General features: G+C 66.3%; 27 protein-coding genes, 1 tRNA gene, 4 pseudogenes and 1 other annotated feature. Of the genes and pseudogenes, 12 read left to right on the forward strand and 20 right to left on the reverse strand.

Annotated features, from left to right (window positions below; genetic code table 11):
• Nucleotides 1-43 precede the first annotated feature (43 nt).
• From ABZ796_RS05555 to ABZ796_RS05585, 7 genes are all read right to left on the reverse strand, one after another.
• Complete coding sequence (locus tag ABZ796_RS05555; RefSeq protein ID WP_357335274.1) at nt 44-994, reverse strand: PfkB family carbohydrate kinase; 951 nt, start codon at nt 992-994, stop codon at nt 44-46.
• A gap of 37 nt (nt 995-1,031) precedes the next feature.
• On the reverse strand, nt 1,032-1,829 hold the full coding sequence (locus tag ABZ796_RS05560; RefSeq protein WP_357335276.1) for a glutamine amidotransferase: 798 nt from the start codon (nt 1,827-1,829) through the stop codon (nt 1,032-1,034).
• Nucleotides 1,830-1,852: 23 nt separating this feature from the next.
• A complete protein-coding gene (locus tag ABZ796_RS05565) occupies nt 1,853-2,467 on the reverse strand; it encodes an HAD-IB family phosphatase (RefSeq protein ID WP_357335278.1) in 615 nt (204 codons plus the stop codon).
• A gap of 47 nt (nt 2,468-2,514) precedes the next feature.
• Nucleotides 2,515-4,014, reverse strand: a complete 1,500-nt coding sequence (locus ABZ796_RS05570; RefSeq protein WP_357335279.1) for an aldehyde dehydrogenase — start codon at nt 4,012-4,014, stop codon at nt 2,515-2,517.
• 97 nt (nt 4,015-4,111) lie between these two features.
• Nucleotides 4,112-4,441 carry an NIPSNAP family protein gene (locus ABZ796_RS05575; RefSeq protein WP_357335281.1) on the reverse strand — a complete coding sequence of 110 codons (330 nt, stop codon included), beginning with the start codon at nt 4,439-4,441 and terminating at the stop codon, nt 4,112-4,114.
• A gap of 112 nt (nt 4,442-4,553) precedes the next feature.
• Entirely contained in the window at nt 4,554-5,756 is a 1,203-nt protein-coding gene (locus tag ABZ796_RS05580; protein ID WP_357335283.1) for an LLM class flavin-dependent oxidoreductase, read from the reverse strand.
• Between the two features lie 44 nt (nt 5,757-5,800).
• The gene (locus ABZ796_RS05585; RefSeq protein ID WP_357335285.1) at nt 5,801-7,264 is read right to left on the reverse strand and encodes a nicotinate phosphoribosyltransferase; all 1,464 of its coding nucleotides are present in this window, start codon (nt 7,262-7,264) and stop codon (nt 5,801-5,803) included.
• 538 nt (nt 7,265-7,802) lie between these two features.
• Here ABZ796_RS05585 and ABZ796_RS05590 point away from each other — a divergent pair.
• The 3 genes and pseudogenes from ABZ796_RS05590 to ABZ796_RS05600 all read left to right on the forward strand — a co-directional run.
• Nucleotides 7,803-8,795 (forward strand): LacI family DNA-binding transcriptional regulator, encoded by a 993-nt coding sequence (locus tag ABZ796_RS05590; RefSeq protein WP_357335287.1) that lies wholly within the window; start codon nt 7,803-7,805, stop codon nt 8,793-8,795.
• An 85-nt stretch (nt 8,796-8,880) separates the two neighbouring features.
• Complete coding sequence (locus ABZ796_RS05595; RefSeq protein ID WP_357335289.1) at nt 8,881-9,174, forward strand: transposase; 294 nt, start codon at nt 8,881-8,883, stop codon at nt 9,172-9,174.
• A gap of 146 nt (nt 9,175-9,320) precedes the next feature.
• Nucleotides 9,321-9,715 (forward strand): annotated as a pseudogene (locus tag ABZ796_RS05600) (transposase); the annotation flags it as partial.
• Nucleotides 9,716-9,775: 60 nt separating this feature from the next.
• Here the strand turns inward: ABZ796_RS05600 and ABZ796_RS05605 are convergent.
• From ABZ796_RS05605 to ABZ796_RS05630, 6 genes and pseudogenes are all read right to left on the reverse strand, one after another.
• A pseudogene (locus tag ABZ796_RS05605) lies at nt 9,776-9,964 on the reverse strand (ISL3 family transposase); the annotation flags it as partial.
• A 303-nt stretch (nt 9,965-10,267) separates the two neighbouring features.
• Nucleotides 10,268-10,831: a flavin reductase family protein gene (locus tag ABZ796_RS05610; RefSeq protein ID WP_357335507.1), complete on the reverse strand. Its 564-nt coding sequence runs from the start codon at nt 10,829-10,831 to the stop codon at nt 10,268-10,270.
• Nucleotides 10,832-10,855: 24 nt separating this feature from the next.
• Nucleotides 10,856-11,401, reverse strand: a pseudogene (locus tag ABZ796_RS05615) (ester cyclase); the annotation flags it as partial.
• A gap of 95 nt (nt 11,402-11,496) precedes the next feature.
• Nucleotides 11,497-12,492: a nucleoside hydrolase gene (locus ABZ796_RS05620; protein WP_357335290.1), complete on the reverse strand. Its 996-nt coding sequence runs from the start codon at nt 12,490-12,492 to the stop codon at nt 11,497-11,499.
• 207 nt (nt 12,493-12,699) lie between these two features.
• Nucleotides 12,700-13,058 (reverse strand): annotated as a pseudogene (locus ABZ796_RS05625) (transposase); the annotation flags it as partial.
• Nucleotides 12,727-12,873, reverse strand: a sequence feature (AL1L pseudoknot). (Overlaps the previous pseudogene by 147 nt.)
• A gap of 247 nt (nt 13,059-13,305) precedes the next feature.
• Nucleotides 13,306-13,384, reverse strand: a tRNA-Gln gene (locus ABZ796_RS05630).
• Between the two features lie 303 nt (nt 13,385-13,687).
• On the opposite strand from ABZ796_RS05630, the gene ABZ796_RS05635 reads away from it, so the two are divergent.
• The gene (locus ABZ796_RS05635; RefSeq protein ID WP_357335292.1) at nt 13,688-14,275 is read left to right on the forward strand and encodes a GNAT family N-acetyltransferase; all 588 of its coding nucleotides are present in this window, start codon (nt 13,688-13,690) and stop codon (nt 14,273-14,275) included.
• Nucleotides 14,276-14,286: 11 nt separating this feature from the next.
• Here the strand turns inward: ABZ796_RS05635 and ABZ796_RS05640 are convergent, their stop codons facing one another.
• Together ABZ796_RS05640 and ABZ796_RS05645 are read right to left on the reverse strand one after the other, a co-directional pair.
• Nucleotides 14,287-14,901, reverse strand: coding sequence for a type 1 glutamine amidotransferase domain-containing protein (locus tag ABZ796_RS05640; RefSeq protein ID WP_357335509.1), 615 nt, complete (start codon nt 14,899-14,901; stop codon nt 14,287-14,289).
• Between the two features lie 96 nt (nt 14,902-14,997).
• Nucleotides 14,998-15,684, reverse strand: a complete 687-nt coding sequence (locus ABZ796_RS05645; RefSeq protein ID WP_357335294.1) for an aldehyde dehydrogenase family protein — start codon at nt 15,682-15,684, stop codon at nt 14,998-15,000.
• Nucleotides 15,685-15,717: 33 nt separating this feature from the next.
• Between ABZ796_RS05645 and ABZ796_RS05650 the strand changes: the two genes are divergently transcribed.
• The 3 genes from ABZ796_RS05650 to ABZ796_RS05660 all read left to right on the forward strand — a co-directional run bounded on the left by ABZ796_RS05650 (nt 15,718) and on the right by ABZ796_RS05660 (nt 16,943).
• Entirely contained in the window at nt 15,718-15,909 is a 192-nt protein-coding gene (locus tag ABZ796_RS05650; protein WP_357335295.1) for a hypothetical protein, read from the forward strand.
• 104 nt (nt 15,910-16,013) lie between these two features.
• Complete coding sequence (locus ABZ796_RS05655) at nt 16,014-16,277, forward strand: GlsB/YeaQ/YmgE family stress response membrane protein (protein ID WP_357335297.1); 264 nt, start codon at nt 16,014-16,016, stop codon at nt 16,275-16,277.
• Nucleotides 16,278-16,382: 105 nt separating this feature from the next.
• Nucleotides 16,383-16,943, forward strand: a complete 561-nt coding sequence (locus tag ABZ796_RS05660) for a DUF1269 domain-containing protein (protein WP_357335299.1) — start codon at nt 16,383-16,385, stop codon at nt 16,941-16,943.
• A gap of 29 nt (nt 16,944-16,972) precedes the next feature.
• Here the strand turns inward: ABZ796_RS05660 and ABZ796_RS05665 are convergent, their stop codons facing one another.
• Genes ABZ796_RS05665 through ABZ796_RS05675 form a run of 3 tightly spaced genes read right to left on the reverse strand, consistent with a single transcriptional unit; the run spans nt 16,973 to nt 18,896 of the window.
• Nucleotides 16,973-17,779: an ABC transporter permease gene (locus tag ABZ796_RS05665; protein WP_357335301.1), complete on the reverse strand. Its 807-nt coding sequence runs from the start codon at nt 17,777-17,779 to the stop codon at nt 16,973-16,975.
• Nucleotides 17,767-18,534: an ATP-binding cassette domain-containing protein gene (locus ABZ796_RS05670; RefSeq protein WP_357335303.1), complete on the reverse strand. Its 768-nt coding sequence runs from the start codon at nt 18,532-18,534 to the stop codon at nt 17,767-17,769. The genes ABZ796_RS05665 and ABZ796_RS05670 overlap by 13 nt, the downstream gene beginning before the upstream one ends.
• On the reverse strand, nt 18,531-18,896 hold the full coding sequence (locus ABZ796_RS05675) for a hypothetical protein (protein ID WP_357335304.1): 366 nt from the start codon (nt 18,894-18,896) through the stop codon (nt 18,531-18,533). Before ABZ796_RS05675 ends, ABZ796_RS05670 begins: the two co-directional genes overlap by 4 nt.
• 61 nt (nt 18,897-18,957) lie before the next feature.
• Between ABZ796_RS05675 and ABZ796_RS05680 the strand changes: the two genes are divergently transcribed.
• Nucleotides 18,958-19,479 (forward strand): helix-turn-helix domain-containing protein, encoded by a 522-nt coding sequence (locus tag ABZ796_RS05680; protein WP_357335306.1) that lies wholly within the window; start codon nt 18,958-18,960, stop codon nt 19,477-19,479.
• A 28-nt stretch (nt 19,480-19,507) separates the two neighbouring features.
• On the opposite strand, the gene ABZ796_RS05685 is transcribed toward ABZ796_RS05680, so the two are convergent.
• Nucleotides 19,508-20,638, reverse strand: coding sequence for an aminopeptidase P family protein (locus tag ABZ796_RS05685; RefSeq protein WP_357335308.1), 1,131 nt, complete (start codon nt 20,636-20,638; stop codon nt 19,508-19,510).
• A gap of 26 nt (nt 20,639-20,664) precedes the next feature.
• A complete protein-coding gene (locus ABZ796_RS05690) occupies nt 20,665-21,054 on the reverse strand; it encodes an STAS/SEC14 domain-containing protein (protein ID WP_357335310.1) in 390 nt (129 codons plus the stop codon).
• Between the two features lie 197 nt (nt 21,055-21,251).
• Between ABZ796_RS05690 and ABZ796_RS05695 the strand changes: the two genes are divergently transcribed.
• From ABZ796_RS05695 to ABZ796_RS05710, 4 genes are all read left to right on the forward strand, one after another.
• A complete protein-coding gene (locus ABZ796_RS05695; RefSeq protein ID WP_357335312.1) occupies nt 21,252-22,736 on the forward strand; it encodes an APC family permease in 1,485 nt (494 codons plus the stop codon).
• On the forward strand, nt 22,733-23,179 hold the full coding sequence (locus ABZ796_RS05700) for a hypothetical protein (RefSeq protein ID WP_357335314.1): 447 nt from the start codon (nt 22,733-22,735) through the stop codon (nt 23,177-23,179). The genes ABZ796_RS05695 and ABZ796_RS05700 overlap by 4 nt, the downstream gene beginning before the upstream one ends.
• 3 nt (nt 23,180-23,182) lie before the next feature.
• Nucleotides 23,183-24,529, forward strand: coding sequence for a dipeptidase (locus ABZ796_RS05705; RefSeq protein WP_357335316.1), 1,347 nt, complete (start codon nt 23,183-23,185; stop codon nt 24,527-24,529).
• Between the two features lie 86 nt (nt 24,530-24,615).
• Entirely contained in the window at nt 24,616-25,713 is a 1,098-nt protein-coding gene (locus tag ABZ796_RS05710) for an ATP-dependent DNA ligase (RefSeq protein ID WP_357335317.1), read from the forward strand.
• The last annotated feature ends 26 nt before the right edge of the window (nt 25,714-25,739 follow it).

Raw genomic sequence — 25,739 nt, forward strand, 5'->3', positions numbered from 1 at the left:
TCGACTTCAGTTCAAAAAAAATCACGACGCCTCCAGATGTCCGTTAAGTGCGTGCGCTGGGCTGAGCGGACGCCATTGCGGCGTCGATCGCTGACGCACTCGGCATGCCTGTTCGTGCCCCGGCCGACTCGACCGACAAGCTCGCAGCCGCCACGCCTCGGCCTGCCGCATGGATGACGTCCGCTCCCATCGCCAGGCTGGCGGCGAATACGCCGTTGAAGGTGTCTCCAGCGCCGGTGGTGTCGACAACTCGTCGTGCCGATGCTGCCGGTATCCGATGGGGCACCCCGTCGGCACCGCACGAGAGCACACCTTCGGCCCCCAGAGTGACGACGACAGGTGCCCGGGTGTGTGATGCCACTGCCGCCGCCATCGTCTCGATTGAGGGGTCTCCCGGCTCGCCGAGCAGGTGGTAGAGATCCTTGAGCTCGCCCCTGTTGGGCGTGAGGATCGGCCCGAGTTGGAGGAGCCCGCGAATCCCCGGCTCGACCGGGGCCGGGTTGAGCACACAGAGCCAACCATGCGCCGCCGCAGCCTCGACCGCGGCGACGACGCCCTCGATGGAGATCTCGGTGCTGACCAGGACACATCCTGGCCAATCGCGCGCCCGCTCCACTGCGGCGCTCACATCCTGAGGCGTGACCGCAGCGTTTGCCCCCGCCGCGACGGCAATCTGATTCTCCCCGGCGGGGTCGACGACGATGAGAGCAGCGCCGGTGCTGGCTTCCTGCTTGATCGCAACGTCGTCGACATCGACCCCTTCGGCGTGCAGTTCGCCCAGGGCAGCGGTGCCGAGCTCGTCTTGCCCGACTGCTCCAACGTAGCGCACGTCGGCTCCGGCACGCGCGGCTGCCACCGCAGAGTTGCCCCCTTTGCCACCGCCGTAACGCTGCAGGTTCGATCCGACCACGGTCTCTCCAGGGCCTGGCAGTCTGGACGCTGCGACGACCATGTCGACGTTGACCGCTCCCACGACAAGGAGTCGTCCGCTCATGGCTGCACCGCCAGATTCGGCTTAGTCATGCGCGATCTCACGACGCCTGTTCTGCGCGCGTCGGGGTTTCCTGCGCCTGCGCAGCCCACGAGAGCATAGACGTCCACAGTGCGGCGTAGTGCGGCCAATCCAAGAACTCCGGGGGGGCCCAGTGCGGGGCGAGATCAGAGGCGAACGCGGCTGTGCGGCCGTTTCCGTACTCACCGACGACGAGCATCGGGTCCTCTCCGGCTCGAGCCACGACGGTCGCGGTGGGCTTGGCGATCAGCTTGTTGTAGCCGAGCAGCTGCGGCCATTCAGACGGCGTTCCACCGAGGACGGGATGATCGGGCTGGCAGACGTCGATGTCAACTCCCTGCGACATCTCGACCCGGTCGTCGAACGGGAGCATCGTGACGGGCAGCGGGTCGGCCAGGGGGCTCATGCCGAAGCGACCTTTGCCGTCGATCCCGGTGAAGGAAAGATAGCCCCCGACCATGACCAGACCGCCGCCTCGCTCGACGTAGTCGGCGACCAGCCCTAGGCGGTTCGGCGACTTCTCCGAGCGCAGGAAGGTTTCGTCGGGCAGCAGGAAAGAGTTGGAGCCGATGTCGGAGATGACGACCACATCGAACTCATTGAGCTCCTCGGCCGAACGGGGGAACCGCATCGTGATCTCGTGGCCGCGGACGTAGGTGACGTCGAAGCCGGCGTCGTCCAGGCAGCCGAGGAAGTAACCCGCTCCCTCTTCGTACTCGGTCGAATGGAACTGGTCGAAGCCCTTCATGTGGATCGTGTGCTTGATCCAAGACTCGCCCACGAACAGGACCTTCAGCGGTGATCCAGTGGTACCCATCGGTGTCTACTCCCTTGCGCTGGTTACTTGATAGTTGTTGAGGTGAGGAGTTCGCGACCCAGCGCGTATGCCTCGCGGATATCGGTGCCGAGATAGTGCTTGGCGGCTAGCGGCGCCAGGGTGGGAGCCGGGTTGACCGCGACCGAGTGCTCGAACGTGGTGAAAAGTTCAACGTCGCTGGATGAGTCGCCGTACACGACGCAGTCGTGATCGCTGAGGTTGCGATCGGCGAGCGCCATCTTGGTGATCGCAACCTTCGCCTCGGGCATCAGCGTGGCTGACTTCCCCAGGGGGCTGCCCAGCTCGACGGCCGAGCCGTAGGTGGCGCTGGCCCCCCACAGTTCGAGACCCCGGACGAAGAACGCGGGTGACTGGGAGATGACGATGATGTCCTCGCCGCGGGTTCGGATGTCGGCGAAGGTCTCAGCGATTCCGTCCATCCACGGCGCGAGCTGGAACGCGTCGTCAATGTCAGCTTCGGTGGCGTACTTGCAGATGTCCAGGAGGCTCAACCAGAAGTCGTTGTCAGAGATCCTCGCTTCTTGCCACATCGTCTCGATCTCATGCCCAGCCTCGAGCTGACCCATCTGGCGGGCCAGCTCGACGGTGGCGGTGCTCCGCAGCAGCGTGCCGTCCATGTCGAAAACGTGGAGGCCGCTGACGGCGCGGTTCTCACGGGAACCGGTCACTTCCCCTCCTTCTTTCCGATGGAGCGCGGTCGCTCGTCGAGCACGACGGTCTTGTTCTCAAGGTAGGGCAGCAGACCGGCGACACCGCCCTCACGACCGACACCCGACTGCTTGAAGCCACCAAACCCGATGCCGAAGTCCGCCCGGTTACCGTTCTGCCCCACGGTGCCCGCATGAAGACGCCTGGCGACCTCCCGGGCACGGTCCGAATCGTGAGTGAAGACGGATGCGTTCAAACCGAAGACCGAGTCGTTCGCGAGGCGGATCGCGTCCTCCTCGTCTGCCGCAGCGATGACCGAGGTCACCGGCCCGAAGATCTCTTCCTGGGCGAGTCGGGAGGAGTTGTCGACGTTCCCGAACACCGTCGGCTCGACGAACCAGCCTCGGTCCAGATCCGCGGGACGGTTACCGCCGAAGGCCAGCTTCGCGCCTTCGTCCTGGCCGAGCTGAACATAGCTCAAGACTCGCTCCCGCTGACGCTGGGAGGCCAACGGCCCCATCTGGACGCTCGGGTCGAACGGGTTTCCGACCTTGACTTTGGAGAAGTGGTCGGCCAGCGCCTCGACCATCTCGTCGTGGCGGCGGCGCGGCACGACGATCCTGGTCAGCGAGGCGCAGATCTGCCCGGAGACGAAGCACGCACCCCCGGTCAGGCTCGCGGCCGCCTCCGAGACGTCCATGTCATCGAGGATGATGGCCGCCGACTTGCCGCCCAGCTCGAGCGTGTACCGTCCGATGCGCTCAGCCATGATCCCGGCGATCCGCTTACCGACCCCGGTCGACCCGGTGAAGGTGATCTTGTCGACGCGGTGATCGGTCACCAGGGCCTCGGACGCTTCCCGGTCGGCGGTCAAGACGTTCACCACACCCGCCGGGAGCCCGACCTTCTCGACGACCTCCGCGATGATGTACGCCGCTCCGGGCGCCTCGGGCGAGGCTTTGACGACCACTGTGCAGCCGGCGAGCAGTGCAGGGGCCAACTTCCAGGCGGCCAGGTGCATCGGGGTGTTCCACGGAACGATCGCGCCGACTACGCCCACAGGCTCACCGACGATCATCCCGAAGCCTTGGCCCGAGCTGGTCGGAGCCTCCTGCTCGAACGGGTAGCGGTCCGCGAGGTCGGCGTAGTAGTTGAACGCCGCCGGAACCTCTTCGAGGACAGCCGGCACGATGCTGGCGATGATGCCGGTCTCACGGGGCCAGATCTGGACGAGGTCGCTGGAACGATCCGCCAGTCCCTGAGCGATCGCGCGCAGGTACTCCGCGCGCTCGCCCGGCGACATCTGCGGCCACGGGCCCTCATCGAAGGCACGACGCGCCGCGGCGATCGCCCGGGAGACATCGGTCTCTACGGCCTCGGCGACGGAGTAGTAGAGCTCTTCGGTGGCGGCTTCGACCACATCGATGGTGCGGGTCGTTGAAGGTTCGACCCAATCGCCATCGATGTAGAACTTCCCCGTGTGGGCGATCGGTGCCCCAGGCGGTTTGGTTGTCATTGAATTCGTCTCCCTCAACTGCGCGGCTGCAGCAGCTCGCGTGGTGTTCATTGGTTTGTCGATGACCTTGTCCGCACAACCGGTGTCTCGCCGGCGGTCACACCGAAGCGTTCAGGACCTCGTCAAAGGGGGCCGCGTCTACGACCCGGCGGCGGATCGCCTGGTACAGCGGACCGTTCTCCTCACGACTGGCCAGCGCGGAGGTCCACTCCGGGTCCGCGATGAAGGCCCGCCACTTGGCCTCGAGCTCGGTCAGGTCGGCGAAGCGCATCGTGTAGACGAGCTCGTTGAAGGAGTTGTCACCGATCGTGGTGAAACCCACCTGCGTGATCTCCATGTCATGCTTGCGGAAGAGCGGGATCACGACCTTCTTGAACATGTCCATGACGTCACCGAGCCGCCCGGGCACCGGTACGTATTCGCGCACCTCGTAAATCACTTCTCATGTCTCCTCTGCTGTCGTCGGGTCCGTCTTGGGTGACAGCCAGTGAAGCCGCAGGCTGTCACCCAAGACGTGGGGAACTGACAAACGCCGCGAGTCAGTCAGCGAATGCGGGGAGAACCTCTTCGGACATCATCTTCATGTTCTTGATGATCGCCTCGGTGGGCATGCCCACCGCGATGAGGCAGCCCATGTGGTCCACGCCGAGGTTCTCGTAGTGCTTGAAACGCTCGATCATCTTGTCGGGCGTGGTCAGGATCGGGTCAGCGTACTTCTCCAGCAGGTTCTCCTTGGAGAAGCTGTGGTTCTCTGGAGTCATCTTCCCGCCGTGCACGTAGTCGCGGCTCTCGCCGACGTCGCGGGTCGCCAGTCGCCCTTCCTTGGTGTCGACGGTGCCCGGACCCTTCACGAGGGCCATGTAGTAGTTGTACTCGTTGACGACGTCGTCGAAGTACTCCAGCGCCTCTTCCTCGGTCTGACCAACCCAGGTGTGGCGCAGCACCATCACCTGTTGCCGCTCGTTGCCGGACTTCTCGACCTCGTCGTTGTACGCCGCGAGAAGCTCTTCCAAGTCGCCGTAGGGCTCGAAGTTGCCATAGTTCGGCGCGGTGATGAGGTTGAGGCCCTGCTGGGCAACCCGCCGCACCCCGTCTGTGCTCTGCGACGCCACCCAGATGTCGGGATGCGGCTTGGTGATCGGCTTCGGCAGCAGGGTGGTTGGCGGGAATGAGTAGAACTGTCCGTCGTAGGAGAAATCGTCCTGGGCGAACATCGCACGGACAATCTCCAGCCCCTCCTCGTACTTCGCCCGCTGCTCCGACGGTGCGACACCCAGGCGGTCGAGTTGGAGTCGGCTACCGCCGCGAGCGACACCGAGGCCAACACGTCCTGGAGCGAGGTGGTCCAGCATGCTCATCTCGGACGCGACGAGCAGGGGGTTGTAGGCCGGAAGCACGACCACGCCTGGAACGATCCGCAGCCTCTTGGTGCGCTGGGCTGCCACCGCCGCGAACATCATGGCGGAGGGATTGCACACGTAGTTCTGGAACTGGTTCTCGTTGATCGTAATCCCTTCGAACCCGAACTCTTCCGCGGCGTCGACAATTCTGAGCATCTGGTCGAGAGTCTCCGACCAAGGCCGGCTCATGTCCGCGTAGAAGAACGGGGCCGTTACCCAGATCTTCATTCCCATTGTGCAACTCCTCAATTGTGTTTGGTCTCGGCCTCGGGTCGGACCATGTGTTTCGAGGCCGCTCGGCGCCTGGCCGTCGATGAGTGCCCAGCCAGGGTGGCACCGCACGTGCGCGGGACGGCCTCGTTTCAGGTCCCGCGCACGTGCGGGGCTCAGACAGTCATGAAATCGTCGACCCGGGTCTGCAGCATCGGGGCGATGTAGTCGGCGTACCACTCCTGCGGCACCGGCGCCTCGCTGGCCGCAATCAGCTCGGAGAAGTCCCACTTCTTGAGCAGCTTGCCGTTGCGGAAGACCGGCTTGAGGAGGTTCTGCTCGGAGTTGACCGAGTCACGCGGAACCGTCTTGTACTCGCCGTCTTCCAGGATCAGAGCCAGTCGCCCGGCCTTGGAGGCCTTGAAGCCGGCACCGGTGGGCTGCTTGGCAATGTTGCGCCACTCGCCGTTGACCCGAACTGCGTTCGCCTTCTGAGCGAAGTTGTTGGTGTCACGATTGACGTGCTGCAGGAGGCCGCCTCCCATCCCGAAGACGGCGTTGTCGGCCGCCAGGCCCCGGCGCTCCATCTCGATGAACACCTCACGCAGGCTCTCTCCGGTCACGCCGTCGCCCTGCGCAACCCGGATGAACGGCGGGAGGATCTTGAAGCCCTTGCTGTTGACCTCGTAGCCGAAGGCGTCCATGAGCCACTCGGTCGTGTCGGAGGTGACCTGGACGATGTCGCCGGAGTCGGGACGTGCGCCCACCAGACCAGGGAAGTTCTGGATCATCTCCTTGAGCTCGCCGCCGATGATGTTCTTGACGCAGTTCTCATGGTCGTAGGTGTCGGTGAGCAGCAGGACGAAGCCGTGGGGCTTGTGGACCTCGAGCATGTTGCGAAGCGCATCGACCTCGTGCTCGCGTCCCCAGGCGGTGAAGCCGGCGTGCTCAGAGTTGGGGCCGGAGTTCGACGGAGCTACGGCGTTGTACCAGCGCTTAGCGGCGAGGATGCCGGGGGTGGTGTCGCTCTGGCTGAAGTTGACCAGGTGCGCCAGGCCGCCGAGAGCGGCGGACTGCTGAGAGCTGACGCCGCGTGCGCCGTAGTCGTGGAGCATGTGCCGGAGCACGCCCTCGTTGTCAGACGTCCGCTCTAGGGCGGTGCGGATGACCTGCTTGCACAGCCAGCTCAAGGTGCCCACCGTGGTCGGATACCATACTGCCCTCAGGAGAGCGGTCTCGAAGAAGCTGGTCACCCAGTAGTACTTCGGGTCGGTGTTGATGAGCTGCATGAGGACGTTCTTGCTGGGCAGCACGGTGCCCTCGGGGACAGCTTCGATCTCGACGGGCAGGTAGCCGCCGTGGTCGTTGATGATGCCCATCCAGTTCTCGCGGTTGAAGTGCATGCCCTGCTCGCGCATCAAGTACTCGGCCGCGTCGACATCCTCGATCGTCACCGGGCGCATGAGGTAGTCCCGGAGGAAGGCCTGCAGGCCCACGAACATCGTGACGGGGAACTCGCCGCCGCGCGACTCGATGTACGACGAGACGTACTCAGTGCCCGGCGGGTACAACGGGTAGTGACAGTGCTTGTAGTTGTCGGTGTTGATGATGATGTTGTCGAACTGCTCTCCAAGGGACATTGTTGCGCGCCCTTCCTCTAGGTCGCCCACCTGCGACCGTAGCGGTCGCGAAGCGGACTATTAACGATTCTATATGACGACGGAGCAGTCGGCTCGCCACTGCTGTTTCCCGTCTTCAGAGTGCTTTACTTGAAGAAGTAGAAACCTTTCTAGTTGCGCGACTGTATCAATGTGATGTCGGTCATGTAAACCCCGAGTTTTCGATCGGTCTGACCCGACTCGCGAACGATGCCGAGCAAGGATGGGGCGCCAGTGCGCTTGCTTCGGGCGCATGCGTGGCCGTCGTTGTCTCCCCCAGAGGAGATTCGGCACGAGCAAGGAAGAGAGGCGTCGGCGTGCGCGAACGCCAAGACCCCGCATAGATGAAAGGTTTCTAGTTGACAGTGCCTACGCGCCACCGGTCGAACAGGACGGAGCGCGGATCTGCTGGTCGAATCGAGTATGGTCGGAGTAACAAGCTCGGGAACGAGGCGACTGCTGCAATCGAGGGGGAGACTTGGCTTGGAACTCAGAGCCCAGGCCGGCGCGCAGACCCACTATGAAGGACGTCGCCGAGCGGGCGGGCGTCGCCGTCAGCACCGTCAGCTACGTGCTTAACGACAGTGGGCCAGTAGCTGCGGACCGGCGCGATCGAGTTCTCGACGCCGTACGCGCACTGGGCTATCTGCCGAACGAGTCCGCGCGCAACCTCAAGCGGCGGAGTGTGGCGACCGTGGGCTTGGTTATTCCAGACCTCGTGAACCAGTACTTCGCGATGATCGCTGAGGGTGTGGAGCAGGCCGCCTCCGAGAAGGACGTCCTCGTTGTGTTCTGCACACCAGAGGCGGTCGGCGTCGGCGAGTCTTGGAACAGCCGACTGTTGCGGAGTCAGCGACTCGATGGGCTCATCTACCTGTCGGGGGCCGAGACGCGGATGGAGGCCTTGGTGGAGTTGACCCGGGTCGGCCCTGTCGTCCTGGTCGATGAGAAGCTCCCTGGCTTCGACCTTCCAGCTGTGGTCTCTCAGAACCGTCGGGGGGCCCGAGAGATCGCGGCCCACGTCACCTCGCTCGGGCACGAGCGCCTCGCCATCCTCAGCGGCCCCCGCGAGCTCTGGACCGCCGAACAGCGCCTGTCGGGATACCGCGAGGCCATCGCGGCCGCCGGGCTCGACCCTGACGAGGTTCCCGTTCTCGCCGGCGATTACCGGATGACGTCGGGCGCGCAGCTGGCAGAGGAGATCCTGAGCCGTCCCGCGCACGAACGACCCACAGCCCTTATCTGCGCGAACGACCTGATGGCGATCGGCGCTCTCTCCTACTGCCGCCGCTCCGGCCTGCGGGTACCGGATGACGTCTCGGTGGTCGGCTTCGATGACCTGCCATTCGCTTCGCTTCTCACCCCAGCGTTGACCACTGTCCGACAGCCAGCCAGGGAAATGGGCGTTCAGGCAGCCAAACTGCTGCTGAGCATGGTCGACGGCGCCGATCAAGTCCCTCCCCCACCCTCGCCGGTCTCACTGAAGATCCGGGAATCGACGGGTTCGCTCTAACCGCTGCGGAACGCAGGGGACTGCTGCAGGGGTAGGTGACATCTGATCTGTGGTGCCGAGAGGTGCTGCTGGAAGGATGTGTGCTGTGCCGAAGCCGTACCCCAAGGAGTTCGGTGACGACGTTGTTCGTGTTGCGAGGAACCGTGAGCCTGGTCAGCAGTTGAAGCAGATCGCTGTGGACTTCGGGATCAGTGAGTCGCGTCTGACCAACTGGCTGCGGCAGGCCGATGTCGAGAACGGCGCCAAGCCGGGGACCACGGCGGCTGAGAACTCTGAGCTGCGAGAAGCGAAGAAGCGGATCCGGTTGCTCGAGCAGGAGAACGAGGTGCTGCGTCGGGCCGCGGCCTATCTCTCGCAGGCGAACCTGCCGGGAAAATGATGTACCCGCTCGTTCGTAGTTGAGTCCCCGATAGTGGTGTAGCGCGGTCGCCCAGGTCGTTGCTGGCGTGTACGCCGGACGACGGTGCGGCCACCGCGTGATCCTTCGAGTTCACCTTCCACAGCTCTCTCGAACGGAACCACACGATGACCGCACCACATACTGTTGACCCTGCGGGCCTGCTCGGTGAAACCCTGGCTGAGGCCAGCCCTGATCTGATGCGATCGCTGCTGCAGTCGATCATCAAGCCCTAATCTCCGCCGACGCCGATGCCGTGGTCGGTGCCGAGTACGGCCGGCCCTCACCGACCCGGACCAGCCAACGCAACAGCTACCGACACCGCGACCTCGACACTCGCATCGGGACCGTCGATGTCGCGATCCCCAAACTGCGGCAGGGCACCTACTTTCCCGAGTGGCTCCTCGAGCGCCGCAAACGTGCCGAGTCCGCGCTGATCACGGTCGCGGCTGACTGCTACCTCGCCGGTGTCTCCACCCGCCGGATGGACAAGCTGGTCAAGACTTTAGGGATCGACTCGCTGCCACTTCGCGGGACGGTGCTCATGGTCAGTGGACGAGCAACCTTCGAGCTCGTGCAACAGGACGCTGTCGCGAGCCAGACCCTCGCCGCCGCATCGTCGACACCACTGATCAGACTGGTCGGGTTCAGCGACCCGGCACAGCAACAGCGTCCGATCCGGATCGAGTCCCTGCCCGATCGCGACGAGTCCGAGCTTGTCCAGGCGCGTGAAGGTCGTCAGGTCATTGGTCGTGAAGGTAGCGTCAGGCAACGTCGATGTCTTCCCGATGGCTGTGTGAGAACTTCCATCATCGGAAGACCTCGACCTCTACCCCCGGACCGACGCGCCAGCCACCGATCCGGGACCTACACCCTCATCTGTGAAGAGCCCGGTATCCCAGCGCTGGCCGCAGTCTCCGCTCAGACGTCGCAGTAGAACTGGGGGCAGGGTCGCCAAGCAGCCCCCACGTCGGAGACGGCTTCTCACGCGCTCCAACCTCATGACTGCGGTCTGCACGATCACGTACCCAGCGTTTGACGACGCCCCCGATCACAACGGGCCGGCGGTACGTGGCTAGATCTCTGCGAGAGATGCGCCGTCGTAGAACTTGGCCGCCTTGTAGACCATCGGATCCAGGCTGGATACTTCGAGGTAGCTCACCTGAGCGACGATCAGCACGTGGGTCTTCGCGCGGAACCGCTCCTTGATCTCGGCCTCGATCGACGCCGCCGATCCGCGGATCAGAGGGGAGCCCTCGGGGCCACTGTGCCAATCAAGTCCAGCGAACTTATCGTCGGACTTGGTGGCAAACCTGTCCACAACTGGCCGCTGAGTATTGGCGATGATGTTAATGCCGAGGTGCTCAGATTCGAAGAGAGACGAGTACGTCGAGGACGTGTTCTGCACGCACACAGCCACCAGCGGGGGGTCCAGCGAGATGGGCATGTAAGCGCTGACTGCCAACCCCCGGGGCTGATCAGCGGAATCCATCGTCGTCACCACGGTGACGCCGGTGACGAACTTGCGGTTGAACTCCTTGAGATCCTCGATGCTAGGCATCTCAACGTTCTCACCGCCGCTTTGCTGGGACGGGTCGAATGCCGACCCCAGTCCAGGCGTCCCCAGCTCAGACAGCATGTCGACAGTCGGGTCCCAGGCCACGCGCTCGCGAATGATCCGACCGTCACGCAGCGTCCCCTGCACCGCACCTCGTGATTGCAGTACACGGTGCGTTGGGGGAACGTCGCCGAAAGCATTCATGAACGTGCCGGTGGCCGACCAGAAGAGGGCGAACCCGTCGCCGTCAACAACGATTGCGTCCACCGAGGTCCGAAGATCCGGGATCGCGGCTCGCATGTCTCGGATCTGGCTCTTGAGCCCAGCGAGCCCCGCGGTGAGGCCCAGACCGGCATTCTCCAGCTCGTAGTCAGGGTGAACGATCATGTCAAGAGCGTCGCAGTCGCCGTGGTTCCAGGCGGCATCCCAGGCCGACCGCACGAGGTCTTTGAAGTCCGGCATCTTTTTCAAGTCCTCACTCTGCCCGTTGGGCGGCGTCTGGTGTGACGGTTTCTGGCTCGAGCCCTCTGGATGTCCGATCTTCGCTGAAGGGACGCACCACCTGTGCCGATTGGGCCTGGCACAGGGAGCGGGCTCTGAGCGAGTATTATCGATTCTAGTTTGGATGTCAATGGACGCAACAAGAGCCATCCCTCACCGCTTGCAACTGCACTATCGAAGGAGTTCGACTATCAAAGAAACGTTTCTACATGTGGCAGCCAACTTTGGGGACGCACACGCTGCGGCTACCGTTCCGCGTGGTGGCTGGCCCCGTTGTCGCAGCCGCAGCGGCCGTCGAGGGTCTCGAGGAACATGGCGAGCACTTCGTTGTTCGAAGCCGAAGTAACCACGTCGACGAGTGGCACTGGCGCGGTCATGCCGTGGGCGGAGTCCTCGCCGGCCATTTCTCGTTGATCGACGATCGTCTGCCCACGGGCGGGGCCGGGGGTGAGGACGACTTGGACTGGTCGGCTCTCGATGCCAAACAGCTCTGGTGCCGCCATGACGCACAGGACGCCAGCGTCGCCTATGCAGTCGTAGATCACCGGTGACCCGTTCGCCGGATCTGCAGCCGCGAAGGCGAGCAGGCGACCGGCGATCTGGCGCACCTGATCAGCAGAGTCGCACAGTTCCGCGATCTGATGAGCCCCTGTTCTCATGCTCCACAGAATGTCCCAGCCGTACATCGTCAGCGGTATACCGCTGGTCAGCACGATGTGGGCCGCCTCTGGGTCATGCCAGAAGTTGAACTCGGCGGCGGGCGTGGCGTTGCCGACCGTGGCTGAACCGCCCATGAAGATGATCCGCTCGATTCGTCCCGCCACCTCTGGGTACGTCCGGAGCAGCAAAGCGACGTTGGTCATTGGCCCGAGCGCGATGACTGTGAGCCGGGCCTCGGAAGAAAGAAGGCACCGGCGCATCAGCTCGACCGCATGGACCGGCTCGATGCCGCGGCCGCTGACAGGCAAGTCCACGTCGCCGAGGCCGTTCGGGCCGTGGATCCACGAGGCATCTCGGAGCGGCTCGATCAGGGGGCGCTGAGCACCCACAGCCACTGGGATCGGTGGCGCTTCGACGAGATCGAGGATCCTCAGGGTGTTGGCAGCAGCATTTGCGGCGCTCGTGTTCCCTGCGACGCAGGTGATCGCGTGAACATCGATGTCCGGATGTCGCATTGCGAACATAATGGCAAGCGCATCGTCGCGCCCTGTGTCAACGTCAAGCAGAATTTGATGTCTCATGTCGCAGCAGCCTCACTGATCGTCATCCAGAGGCCTCGACAACGGCCCGCCGGCTGAGTGGGGACGGTTGACCCCTATGGGCCCGCCGAGTCACGATGCAGAATCGTTTCTTGCGCCAGCGACGCTAGCACAAGAACGAACTCGGCATGCCCAGGATGCAGTCCGATCTTCGGCTTGGGATGCAGTAGGTATCGGTGGCGGTGGTGGCCGGTTCTTGGCCGCGTAGTAGCTGCCCGGGGCGATCTGCACGCCGGCCTTCTTCAGCACCGTGCAGATCGGCTCGACCCCACCCTCGCGCCCATCGACCACGTCATGGCGATGGGCGTCGATGTAGGCCACTACCTGTTCGAGGGGCGGTCGAGCTCCGCCGCGAAGAAAGCCGACTCCGTCTTCAAGATGTGGTTGGCCCGACGCAGCTCACGATTCTCACGCTCGAGCTCAGCGATCCGCTCCGCCTCCGCGGACGTGGCCCCAGGACGCAGGCTCTCATCGATCTCTGTGCGCTTGACCCACGTCCGCAACGTCTCCGGGTTGATCCCCAGCTGGCCCGCGATCCGAGCGATCGCTCCCTGCGTCGTCTCAGGGTCTCGGCGGGCGTCGACCACCATCCAGAAACTCGGACGCCGTAGAACCCGGGACACACCAGAGCCTCCATCAGACCCGGGGCGATTCAGGCAGCGAGTACGTCACGACCACACATCAGCGACCCAAGCTAACCAAAGCTGCGCCCCCGCCCCCAGGGTGCCCAGCGGTCGAAGTCGCGGACCCGAAGACACAAACCGCCCGAGGTCATTTGACGTCGGGCCGTTTCTGCTCCCCAGGTTGGAGTCGAACCAACGTCCCTAATCCAGATTCAAAGTCTGGCGGCCCCTACCGGCAGAGCAACTGGGGATCGGACCGTTTCCGGTCCACTGTGTGCCATTCTCCCCCGCTGGGTACCGGCACGGAGCGTAATTCTGGCACACGACAGCGTGATTCAAAGTCAGGCGGGCCCTGCAGGCAGACCAACCGGGGAACGTACGCCGAAACGCACGGGACAACTGTAGACGGCAGAGGCCGCGCTCACCGCACTGACTCAGCAACATCCGTCGCCCCGAGTGGGTGGAGCGCGCTATCGTCGATAGACCGTCCTGTGTCGCATCCCTGTCCTCGATGCGATGTCGGCGGACGGTCATCCCCTTTCGAGGAGCTCACGTTGGCTGATGACGTCACGATCGATGGCTCGACCATTCGTACGGCGCGGGTGCGGCTTCGGCCATGGCGCGAGGACGATGCGCCCGCGGCACTCGAGATCTACGGCAGCGCCGAGGTCTCCCGCTGGCTGGCGCCGGCCATGGGGCAGGTCACCGACGTCGACACCATGCGGGCGACGATCAGCAGCTGGCTCGCCGCGCCCCCAGGACCCGCCGGCCGGGCGAGCGGCCGATGGGTGGTCGAAGAGATCGAGAGCGGACGTGTCGCGGGCTCGGCACAGATCCTCCCGCTCCCTCCGGAAGGCGAAGACCTGGAGGTGGGCTACCAGCTCGCCCCCTGGGCGTGGGGCCGCGGACTGGGCTCGGAAGCCGGGCACGCCCTTGCCCATTACGCGTTCGCCAACGGCGAGGAGGAGATCTTCGCCGTCGTACGGCCCCGGAACGAGCACGGCATCCACGCCGCACGCCGCATCGGTATGGACTGGGTCGGAGAGACGGAGAAGTACTACCACTTGAGGCTTCAGGTCTACCGCCTCCGCAACAGCGACCTGGACACGTCCCTTCTCAACCCGAGTCCCGTCGAACAGTGACCCGCGCGGGGTCAGAGGAGCTCGGCAACCTTCGTGGCCGTCTCCTTGGCCGACCCCGGGTTCTGCCCGGTGACGAGGTTGCCGTCGACGACGGCGTACGAGACGAACGGAAGCATGGCCTTCTCATAGAGCGCACCACGCTTCTTGGCCTCCTCCTCGGCGTTGTACGGGACGAGCTTGTCGACCCGGGCGAGGACCTCCTCCTGCCAGGCGAAGCCGGTCATCCTCCGGCCGGCGATGAGGTAGGAGCCGTCGGAGAGGCGGGTGTTGAGGAGACCGCAGTAGCCGTGGCAGACGGAGGAGACGATGCCGCCGCGCTCGAAGATCTCGCGGGTGATGCGCTGAAGACCCTCGCTGTCGGGAAAGTCGTACATGACCGCGTGGCCACCGGTGAAGTAGATGGCGTCGTAGTCGACGGAGTCGATCTGGTCAGGGCTGAGAGTGTTCTCCAGCAGCGCCATCCGCTCCGGGGAGGCACGCCAGGCCTTGGCGGTCCTGTCGTAGCTGGGGAACTTCAGCGAGCGCGGTTCGAGCGGGACCGCTCCCCCGGCCGGGCTGACGAGGGTCTGCTCGAAGCCGTGCTCCTCGAAGACCTGCCAGGCGTGGGTGAGCTCGGAGAGCCACAGGCCGGTGGGTGGGACGGGTCGTCGTAGTGACCGACGTTGGTGACGACATTCAGGATGCGCTTGGTCATGCCTGGATCTCCTTCGAGCGGACCCGGGTCACCGGACGCCGGCCCTACGTAGTGTCTTCAGTGCGAGCGTAAGGATCCGGGACCACTGATCGTGGTCGATCGCGCTGGGCGGGGTGAACCCCTGCAGCCGCTGGTGGGCGACCGTCTGGGCCTCGGTGTACTTGAGCAGCCCGTCGGCACCATGCCTGCGGCCGAGGCCGGAGTCGCCCATCCCGCCCATGGGTGCGTCGATGCTGCCCCACGCGGCGGCGAAGGCCTCGTTGACGTTGACCGTGCCGGCGTGGATGCGCGCCGCCACGGCACGGCCCTTCGCCCCGTCGCGGCTCCAGACGCTGGCGTTGAGGCCGTACGCCGTGGAGTTGGCCATCCGGACGGCGTCGTCGATCTCGGAGTAGCGGTAGACGGAGACCACCGGACCGAAGGTCTCGTGCTCGAACAGGGTCATCTCCGGGGTGACGTCGGCGAGGATCGTCGGCTCGTAGAATAGCGGACCGAGGTCGGGGCGGGGCGTGCCACCGGCCAGCAGCGCCGGGATGGCGTCACCGGCCGCCATGCTGAGCGGGTAGTTCCAGGGCGAGATCACGGCGACCACACCTTTGGGGTGGTGCAGCTCGGTGGTGTGGGCGGGCAGCGCTGAAGCTCCGCGACGGCGCTTCAGCGCACCGACCGGTGGGGCGGCGACCTGACCGAGCCCGACCTGCCGAACACCTGGCATCACAACGCCGAGGCACGCGTCGACCTGGCGCCGGTGCGGATCGAGGACAAGGCCGTCGCGTCGGCCGCGAGCATGGCCCGCGTACGCCAGCAGCTGCGCCGCCTCGGCGCCGGCCGCCGCACCCGCCCCGGACTGGACCCCCGGCTCGCGCTGGCGAAGGAGACCATCCTGCAGGGTCGCGCCCTGCGCCGGTACCGCACCTGGCTCCAGACCCGCAGCGCCTGACCCGTCGAGTTTGAGCCTGTCGTCCTCAGCACCCAGGTCGCCAAGATCGAGGAGTGTCCTTCAACGCCGGAATAAGAGCGTCTGGGTTGCGGTACGTTGCCGAGATGCTCATCATCGCGATCATCCTGTTCGGCATCGTGGCAGGCGGCGTGGCACAACTCGTTCTCGGTCGGTCGATGAAGGAGATCGATTGGACCACCGCGGCGGTGACGGGCCTCCTGGGCTCCTTCATCGGCGGTCTGGGGCTCAGTCTCGCGACCGGCAACGGCCTCGATCTCCACCCGACCGGGTTGATCGGGTCGATCCTGGGCGCCCTGCTCCTCACCTGGGCCTGGGGGTTCTGGCGCCGATCGCGCCAGGGCAAGTGATCATCGGATCGCCCGAGCGGCACGCCCACCCCACCCGCTACGGGTGATGTCGCCGCGCCATGACCGTTCGAGAGTGGAATCCCAACCACCCAAGGAGCGGATGTCATGGCAGACGAGAACACCCCCGACCTCGAGGTGCGCGCGGCCTCCGTGTCCGACGGCGCCTACACCCTCGTCATCGCGGATTTCAGCGAAACAGACACGGCGTGGGAGGCGTACGAGGCCCTCAAGTCGGCCGAGGACGGCCGCACCGTCGAGATCGAGGGCGTCATCGTGGTCAACCGTTCGGCCGAGGGCCGACTGGAGATCCAGAAGGCGACCGACCACAGCACGAAGTCAGGGCTCAAGTGGGGCGTCGTCGGCGGTATCGCGCTCGGGGTGGTCTTCCCGCCGTCGATCCTCGGCAGTGCCGCAGTGGCCGGCGGCACCGGAGCGCTCGTCGGAAAGCTGCGACAGCGCCACCACAACAAGGAGCTCGAGCAGCAGCTCGAGAATGCGATCACACCAGGACACTCGGGCCTGATCGCTCTCGTCTCGGACCCCGGCGAGGTCAAGATCCGCAAGGCCCTCGAACGGGCGGAGACCATCGTTCAGTCCACCGTCGAGAAGGTCGAGGCCGACGACATCAAGGCCGCCGCCAAGGAAGTCCAGGGCGGTCACGCCTGAGCCCGGCGGCGTCGCGTACGCGCACGAACTCAGGCGACGTCGCGGCGTAGGGATACCGCTGCGGCCAGCGCCGAGGTGGCCAGGGCGTAGCCGAGAAGTAGGAGAGCGCCTACCAGCGGCGCCTGAGCGACCGGGCTGCTCACCCCCGCCTCTGCCGCGATCATCTCCAACAGCGCCGTCGACCCGGTGAGCGCGGCGGTGGCTCCACCAGGAAGGAAGGGATAGACGACGTTGACTCCAGGGAGAATCATCATCAGGTTCTCCATGAAGTAGAAGTAGCCCAGCGTGATCCCGATCGCGAGCAGCTGGTGCCGCGCGACGGCTCCGATGCCGACGCCCAGCAGCATGTAGATGGCTGCCGCCCCGCCGTACCTCGCCGTGGTGCCGAGAATGGCCTCGGGATCGAGCCCCGCCTCGATCCCGTGCGCTGAGGTCCCTGCGTAGATCCCGACGACCGCGGAGAGCGCCAGGACCACCCCGTACGTAAGGCCAAGACCCCCGTAGGCGATCAGCTTGGCCACCAGCACCCGGCCGCGCTTCGGGACCGCGAGGAAGGTGGTGGCTACGGTCCGATGCCGGTATTCGCCGGTGATCGCCACAGTGCCGATCAGGGCAGGCACGAAGAGGGCGACGCCGAGGAGGCTCAGAACTCCGGACACACCCGCGACCGTGTCCAACCCAGGCATCGGCGGAGTGGCGTTCTCCGGTCCGGTCAGTGCGACAAGGCCGGTGAGCAGGCCACCGCACGCCACCGCGGCGACCAGCGTCCACAGGGGCAGCCGGGTCCTGGTCAGCCGCACGACCTCACCTCGGATCGCGTCCTTCAGCTGTCGCATGCCATCTCCTTCTCGATCATGCTCAGGTAGGCCCCCTCGAGTGAGGCGTGTTCACCGGTGAAGTCGCTCAGCGAACCGGACCAGAGCGTGCGGCCGGCCTCGACGAGCACCAGGTCGTCGATCACCTGCTGCAGCTCGGTGAGCACATGACTGGACACGAGCACCGTCCCACCGGCATCCGCGAAGGATCGCAGCAGGCGGCGCAGCCAGACGGTGCCCGAGGGGTCCAGGCCGTTGGTCGGTTCGTCGAGGATCAGCCCGGACGGTCGACCCAACAGGGCCGTCGCCAACGCCAGTCGCTGGCGCATCCCGGTCGAGAAGCCGCGGACTCGTCGGCGCGACACGGAGCTCAGGCCGGTCTCCTCGAGCACCTCCTCGACCCGCTCGCCGGCCACACCGATCAGAGCGGCCTGAGTCTGCAGGTGCCCGCGAGCGGTCATCCCCGGATGAGCGCCGGCCAGATCGCCGACGACACCCAGGACTCGGGAGGGCGAGCTCAACCCGACGTAGGGCACCCCGTCGATCGTCGCCGTGCCGCGATCCGCACGGGCAAGTCCGGTGAGGATGCGCAAGGTCGTGCTCTTGCCCGCGCCGTTCGGCCCGATGAAGCCGGTCACCCGTCCCGGCCGTGCGACCAGATCGACCCGGGTCAGCGCCGGCACCGGTCCGAAGGACTTGACCAGACCCTCGGCCCGCAGGGTCGGGCCTGACAGCACCCTCTCCGCCGCTACGCCCGCGGCCGCAGCGGCGCTCATGGCCGAGCCAGAGCGTCGAGCTCCGACGCCAGCTCCGCGGCCTCCGGAGCGCTGACCAGCAGCTCGTCGAAGCCCGCACCGACATCCCGGCCGCGAAACCGGATCCGCAGCAGGGGCAGCCCACGCGTCATCGAGACCAGTCTGCGGGTGCCATCGGGATGCCGAAAGGTGCCCAGCTTGCGAAGACCGGAGATGACCAGGCCAGAACGCCAACCCAAGATCTCGGAGCTCCAGCCCGGCAGCACCTCGACCGAGTCGACCGCGCTGACGGCGACGGAGTAGTCCGCGCGGCCGGCCATCATCCGCTCCCACCCAGGAAAGGTGAGCGTCAGCAGGCCGTCCTGGACGTTGAGGATGGTCATCTCATCTCCTAGAATATACTCAGATCAGGAACATTCTAAGAATGAGAATAATGGGAGTCACATGCCGTCGCAAGGCAATATCTCCGAGGTCGTTGCCCACCCCGTACGACTTCGGGTACTGCAGGCGGTGGGGGGCCGCGATCTGACCACCGCCCAACTCCGGGAACTGCTGACCGATGTCCCCCAGGCAACGCTGTACCGACACATCGCCACCCTCGTCGAGGCCGGCTTCCTCGCCGTGGCGTCGGAGCGGCGGGTGCGGGGCACGATCGAGCGCACCTACACGCTGGGCGAGCGGATGGCTCACGTCGAGCAGGCCGAGCTGGCAACACTCTCCGACGAGCAGCTCCGAGCCGGCTTCCTGGCGTTCGTCGGTGAGCTGCTTCGTACGTTCGAGGGCTCACTCGCGCTCGGCGAGGTGACCCGCAGCCACCTCGGGTTCGGCACCGGCGCGCTGTATGTCGACGAGGAAGACCTCGCACGAATCCAGCAAGGATTCAACGAGCTCATCGCCCCGTACGTCGGCGAGGCGGCCGGAAAGCAGCGCGTCATGCTGTCTACCGCGCTCCTGCCCACCGAGTAGTGCCTGTACGTCCCGGTGCCACCAAGCCTCAGCTGACGACCTTCAGGTCGCGCTCGGTGTTGTTCAGGCGCCGGCCGCCCTCCTCGGTGACCGTGACGATGTCCTCGATCCGGACACCGAACTCTCCGGGGAGGTAGATCCCGGGCTCGACGGAGAAGCACATCCCCGGCACCAGCGGCTGCTCCTCACCCTCGATCATGTACGGCGGTTCGTGCGTGGTCGTGCCGATGCCGTGCCCGGTGCGGTGGATGAACCGATCGCCGTAGCCCGCGTCCGTGATCACCTTTCGCGCGGCCCGGTCGATCTCCTGGCAGGCAACGCCTGGGCGTACCGCGTCGACGCCTGCCTGCTGCGCTGCGCGGACGACCTCGTGGACCTCGCGGACCAGGGCGGAAGGCTCGCCCACGCACACCGTGCGGCTGGTGTCCGAGCCGTAGCCGTGCATCAGCCCACCGAAGTCGAGGACGATCGCATCGCCGACCTCGATGGTGCGGTCGCCGGCCTCGTGGTGAGGGTTGGCGCCGTTGGGGCCCGATCCGACCACCGTGAAGTCGACCTGCTCGTGCCCGAACTCCCGCAGCAGGCGGGCCAGGTCGGCAGCCACGTCCGTCTCCTTCCGTCCGGCGAACCGGACTCCGAGGATCTGCTCGTACGCCGCGTCCGCAGCGGCCCCGGCAGCTGCCAGCCGGGCGAGCTCCTTGGCATCCTTGACCGCGCGCAGCATCGGAAGGGCCTGCGTCAGCGACCGGTAGGAGGATTCGGGCAACGCGCCCTGTAGCCCGAGCAGGTGCATCGCCCAGGCGGAGTCGGCGATCCCCATCGTGGCGCGGGCGGGGATCATGGTGCCGGCGCGCGCGAACGGATCCTCACCGTCGGCCCAGTCGACGATCGAGAGGCCCGGTGCGCCCACGGCACTCTCGGCGTCCGGCCGCTCCAGGGTCGGCACCAGCAGCGTGGGCTGTTGGCCGGGAGCGAGGATGAGCACCGTCAACCTCTCGGTGATGGCCGTGGGCTGGTAGCCGGTGAGCCACACCAGGTCGGGCCCGGGCGTGACGAGGAGCCCGTCCAGCCCCGCGTCGGCCGCGTCGGTCACGGCACGGTTCATCCGGGCCTCGTAGTCCTCGGTCGTGATCGGCGCGGGTGACTGCGTCGTGGTCATCGTGTCCTCCTGGTCGGATCGTGATCTCAGCCCGGGTCGGGACCGGACTGGTCCTCACCAGCCGCCCAACGCTTCGCGGCCTCTAGGTCGGCGAGCGGGAACGCGCGTGCTTGTCCTGGCCACAGGACGCTGAAGACTCTGATCGTAGGGCCTGCCCAGCGCGCGTCGGTCACGATCGCGATCCGCTCGAACGACGTCGGGTGACGGACACCGAGCTTCAGGTCCTCCCAGGCGGCGTCCCCCTCGTACTCGTCGAACTCGGGACCGAGGACATAGACGAGACGGACCTTTCCGTGCTCGGCGATCGCCGCGTCGACGGCAGGCACCACGACGTCGCGATAGTCCTCCGCCTCCACGTCATCGATGGCCTCGAGCCCGAGAACCCCTGCCGGCATCCCGCTGAGGAGCTTGATCATGGACACGGACTATTGCCGCCGAGGCTCAGGCACGGATCACCCGTCATGGATGAGGCACCCCCCTCCCGCGTACGCAGCACCGGCTCCGGAAGCAGCCTCGCTCTCATCCGTGGAGGATGATCCACGCCCGCGCATGTCGTTCCTACCCTGAGCCATCAGCAGCCGTCGCTTTCGCAAGGAGTGATGAGGATGTCCACATGGTGCAGGAGCCACCCCCCGCTGCGGTGGCCGACATGAGCGCGGGAGACACCGCAGCCGATCTGGCGACACGAGCCAAGATCCCGCCCACCGCCTGGATCTCGTGGGTGGCGCTGGCGATGATGACCACGAGCTCGGTCGCCAGCCTGCGGGCGGCACCGACGATGGCGGTCTACGGCCTGGCCTGCGTCTTCTTGTACCTGCTCCCGGCCGTCGTGTTCCTGCTGCCGACCTCGCTGGTCTCCGCGGAGCTCGCCTCGGGGTGGGAGGGCGGCATCTACAAGTGGGTCTCGGAAGGGATCTCCAAGCCGATGGGCTTCCTGGCGGTGTGGTGCCAGTTCGCCATGACGATCTTCTACTACCCGAGCCTGCTCGGGTTCGTGGCGAGCACGCTCGCGTACGTGTTCAATCCGGACCTGGCCAGCAGCGGGGTGTGGACCGCGTGCGTGATCATCGTCGTGTACTGGTCCGGCGTCTGGATCTCCTCACGTGGCACCAAGGGGGTCGCGGGTCTCGCCAGCGGCGGCCTGATCATCGGGACCCTGATCCCCGGCGTCGTGCTGGTCCTTCTCGGCATCGTCTTCCTCGGGCAGGGCAACGAGTCCGCGGCGCCGATGACCTCCGACAACATCCTCCCGGTGTGGGCCGGCCTCTCGAGCCTCGTGCTCATCGTCAACAACTTCCTCTCCTACTCCGGCATGGAGATGAACGCGGTCCACGTGTCCTCGCTGAAGGACCCGGGCAAGGAGTTCCCGAAGTCGATGTTCCTGGCCATGGGCCTGGTCCTTGCGATCTTCATCCTCCCGGCGCTGGCGATCAGCTGGGTCGTGCCCGCTGAGGAGCTGTCCCTCACTGCCGGTGTGATGCAGGCCTTCGACGCGGTCTTCGCGAACTTCGGCTGGCAGTGGCTGACCCCGATCGTGGGCATCATGCTGGTCACCGCATCCCTCGGCGGCATGCTGACCTGGTTGGCCGGGCCGTCGAAGGGCCTGCTGCTGATCTCTCGTCAGGAGGGCTACCTTCCGCCCTTCCTGCAGCAGCTCAACAAGAACGGTGTCCAGCAGAACATCCTGGTCGTCCAGGGATTGATCACCACCGTGATCGGACTGGCGTACGCGCTGATCCCAGACGTGTCCAGCGCCTACTGGATCTTCTCCGTCATCACCACCCAGGTCTACCTGATCATGTACCTGCTGATGTTCGTCGCCGCGATCCAGCTACGTCGTAAGCATCCCGATCACCCGCGCGGCTACCGCGCGCCCATGCTCGTCGGGATGTGTGGCGTCGGCTTCGCGGCCTCCCTTGCCGCCCTCCTGGTCGGCTTCATCCCGCCATCGCAGTTCTCGTCCGGCAACTCCGGTGTCTACTTCGCCATCGTCGGCGGCGGCGCCCTCGGACTCGGTCTCCTCGTGCCGTTCCTGTTCTACCGGTTCCGCAAGCCGTCCTGGAAGCAGCCCGATACGCAGGAGGTGACCCCCTCATGAGCACCCCGACGGAGACACAGAGCACGCGCGAACGCAGCTGGATCTACATCACCGCCCTCGTGGTCCTCGGCGTCCTCCTCGTCGCCGGGCTGATCGCCTTCAGCTCGGCCCGGGAGACCCAAGAGGCGGAGGACAAAGCAGACGAGCTGATCGCGGCCCTCGAGGACGCGGGCGCCCGCACCCCGGACAGGGACCAGATCGTGCGGGTCCTGGGAGCCGACGGTGGTGCGACCTGCGCGAACCCCAACGACGCACTGAGCCAGGCCGTCCTGCTGTCGCAGCTCGCGAACGGGGCGACCGGCCCCGGGGCACGCCCGGTGGTCGCCGACAGCCGCGTCGTCCAGGGCCAGCTGCTGATCATCGAGATCTACTGCCCCGATGAGCTGGACGAATTCCAGGAGTTCGTCGAGGACCTCAAGACCGATGACGTGGCGGGCGAGTGAGACATGGATCCGAGGAGCCGCATCACCGAGCTCATGCCCCGGGCGCGGGAGGAGCTGGCCGAGCTGGTCGCCATCAGGTCGGTCGCCGACCCGCGCCAGTTCCCGCCCGAGGAGTGCCACCGTGCCGCGCAGTGGGTGCTCGACCACTTCGCAGCTCTCGGGTTCGGCGATGCCCGGCTGGCGGAGACCGCGGACGGCAGCAACGCCGTCGTCGGCTCTCGTCCGTGCGCCCGACCCGACGCACCCACGGTGCTGCTGTACGCCCACTACGACGTGCAGCCACCGCTCGACGACGCCGCCTGGCAGACACCGCCGTTCGAGCTGGTCGAGAAGGACGGGCGCTGGTACGGCCGCGGGACGGCGGACTGCAAGGGCAACATCCTCATGCACCTCCTGGCGCTCCGCGCCTTGGGGCAGGACGTACCGGTGAACCTCAAGCTCGTCGTGGAAGGGTCCGAGGAGCAGGGCACCGGCGGCCTGGAGGCGTTCGTGGTCGACAACGCGGATCTGCTCCGCGCCGACACGATCCTGGTCTGCGACACCGGGAACGCGGCCGTCGGCCAGCCCGCGGCAACCGTCAGCCTGCGCGGCATGGTGAACGTGGTCGTCACGGTCGAGGCGCTGGCCTCGGAGGTGCACTCCGGCATGTTCGGCGGTGCGGCCCCCGACGCCCTCGCGGCTCTGATCGCGATGCTGGCGAGCCTGCGCGACGCGGCCGGCAACACCACCATCGAGGGGCTCGACAACACCCGACGCTGGGAGGGCCAGCCGTACCCGCCCGAGCAGTTCCGCCGCGACGCCGGTCTGCTCGACGGGGTGCAGCTGCTCGGCGACGGCTCGGTGTCGGACATGTTGTGGGCCCGGCCGGCGCTCACGGTGCTCGGCATCGACTGCCCGCCCGTGGTCGGCTCGGCGGCGGCGATCGTGCCCAAGGCGGCGGCGCGACTGAACCTCCGGATCCCACCCGGGCTCGCGCCCGACGTGGCTCAGCAGGCGCTCGAGACGCAGCTCCACCTGACCGCACCCTGGGGGGTCCACGTCACCATCGAGGTGGAAGCCACCGGCTCCCCGTTCCGGGCCACGACCGACGGCCCGGCCTACCAGGCCATGGGCAAGGCGATGCAGGAGGCGTACGAGAAGCCGATGGCGACGCTCGGACAGGGCGGCTCGATACCGTTGTGCAACGTCTTCACCGACACCTACCCCGACGCCGAGATCATCCTGATGGGCGTCGAGGAGCCGCAGGCGTTGATCCACGCGCCGAACGAGAGCGTGGACCCACGCGAGATCTCGACCATGGCACTGACCGAGGCGCTGTTCCTGCAGCGCTACGCCGCCGTGGCGACCTGACCCCACGCGCATCCGTCGGGACGACCGTCGCCGGGGCCGCACGTGTACTCACCCGAATTCCGCGCGGCGCGCCTAGGCTGAGCGACGTGGACCTTCCCGTGATGCCGCCGATCCTGCCGATGCTCGCGAAGCCCGCGAAGGGCGTGCCGACCGACGGCGGGTATGCGTTCGAGCCGAAGTGGGACGGCTTCCGGTGCATCGTGTTCAAGGACGGCGACGAGGTGGAGCTGGCCTCGCGGAACACCAAGCCGCTGACGCGATACTTCCCCGAGGTCGTCGAGGCGCTGCGGAAGGCGCTGCCGGAGAAGATCGTGCTCGACGGGGAGATCTTCGTGGCGATCGGGGACCGGCTGGAGTTCGAGATCCTGCAGCAGCGGATCCACCCGGCCGCGTCGCGGATCAGCCTGCTGGCGGAGGAGACGCCCGCCGCGTACGCGGCCTTCGATCTGCTCGCGCTGGGGGAGCGGTCGTTCCTCGACGAACCGCTGAGCGAGCGGCGGGCGGCGCTGGAGGACGTCTTCGCCGCGGTCACCTCGGACAACGTCCACCTGTGCACGACGACGACCGACCCCGAGGTCGCCCAGGACTGGTTCACCCGGTTCGAGGGCGCCGGGCTCGACGGGGTGATGGCGAAGCCGCTGGACGCCCCCTACGTCCCCGACAAGCGCACGATGCTGAAGATCAAGCACTCACGTACGGCTGACGTGGTCCTGGCCGGCTACCGCGAGCACAAGACCTCGACGCCGGAGAAGCCGCTGCTCGGGAGCCTGCTGCTGGGTCTGTACGCCCCCGGGGAGGACGGTCAGCCGGAGCTGCAGCACATCGGGGTCTCGGCGTCCTTCACCGCCGCGCGACGCGCCGAGCTGTGGCAGGAGCTGCAGGAGCTGGTCGTCCCGATCGAGGACCACCCGTGGGGCCGCTGGAGCGAGTGGCTCACCGCCAACCCCGACCGGGTCCCCGGCACCCAGAGCCGCTGGTCACAGGGGAAGGACCTGTCCTTCACCCCGCTGCGCCCGGAGCGGGTGCTCGAGGTGGGCTACGACCACATGGAGGGACGCCGGTTCCGGCACACCGCCCAGTTCAAGCGCTGGCGCCCCGACCGGGAACCGGAGTCGTGCGGCTACGAGCAGCTCGAGGAACCCGTGGCGTACGAGCTGTCCGAGGTGCTCGGGGTGCCCCGCTAAACAGGGCAGATAAACCCGGCTAGGGT

This window comes from Nocardioides sp. NPDC047086 (assembly GCF_040643685.1).
Lineage (GTDB): Bacteria > Actinomycetota > Actinomycetes > Propionibacteriales > Nocardioidaceae > Nocardioides.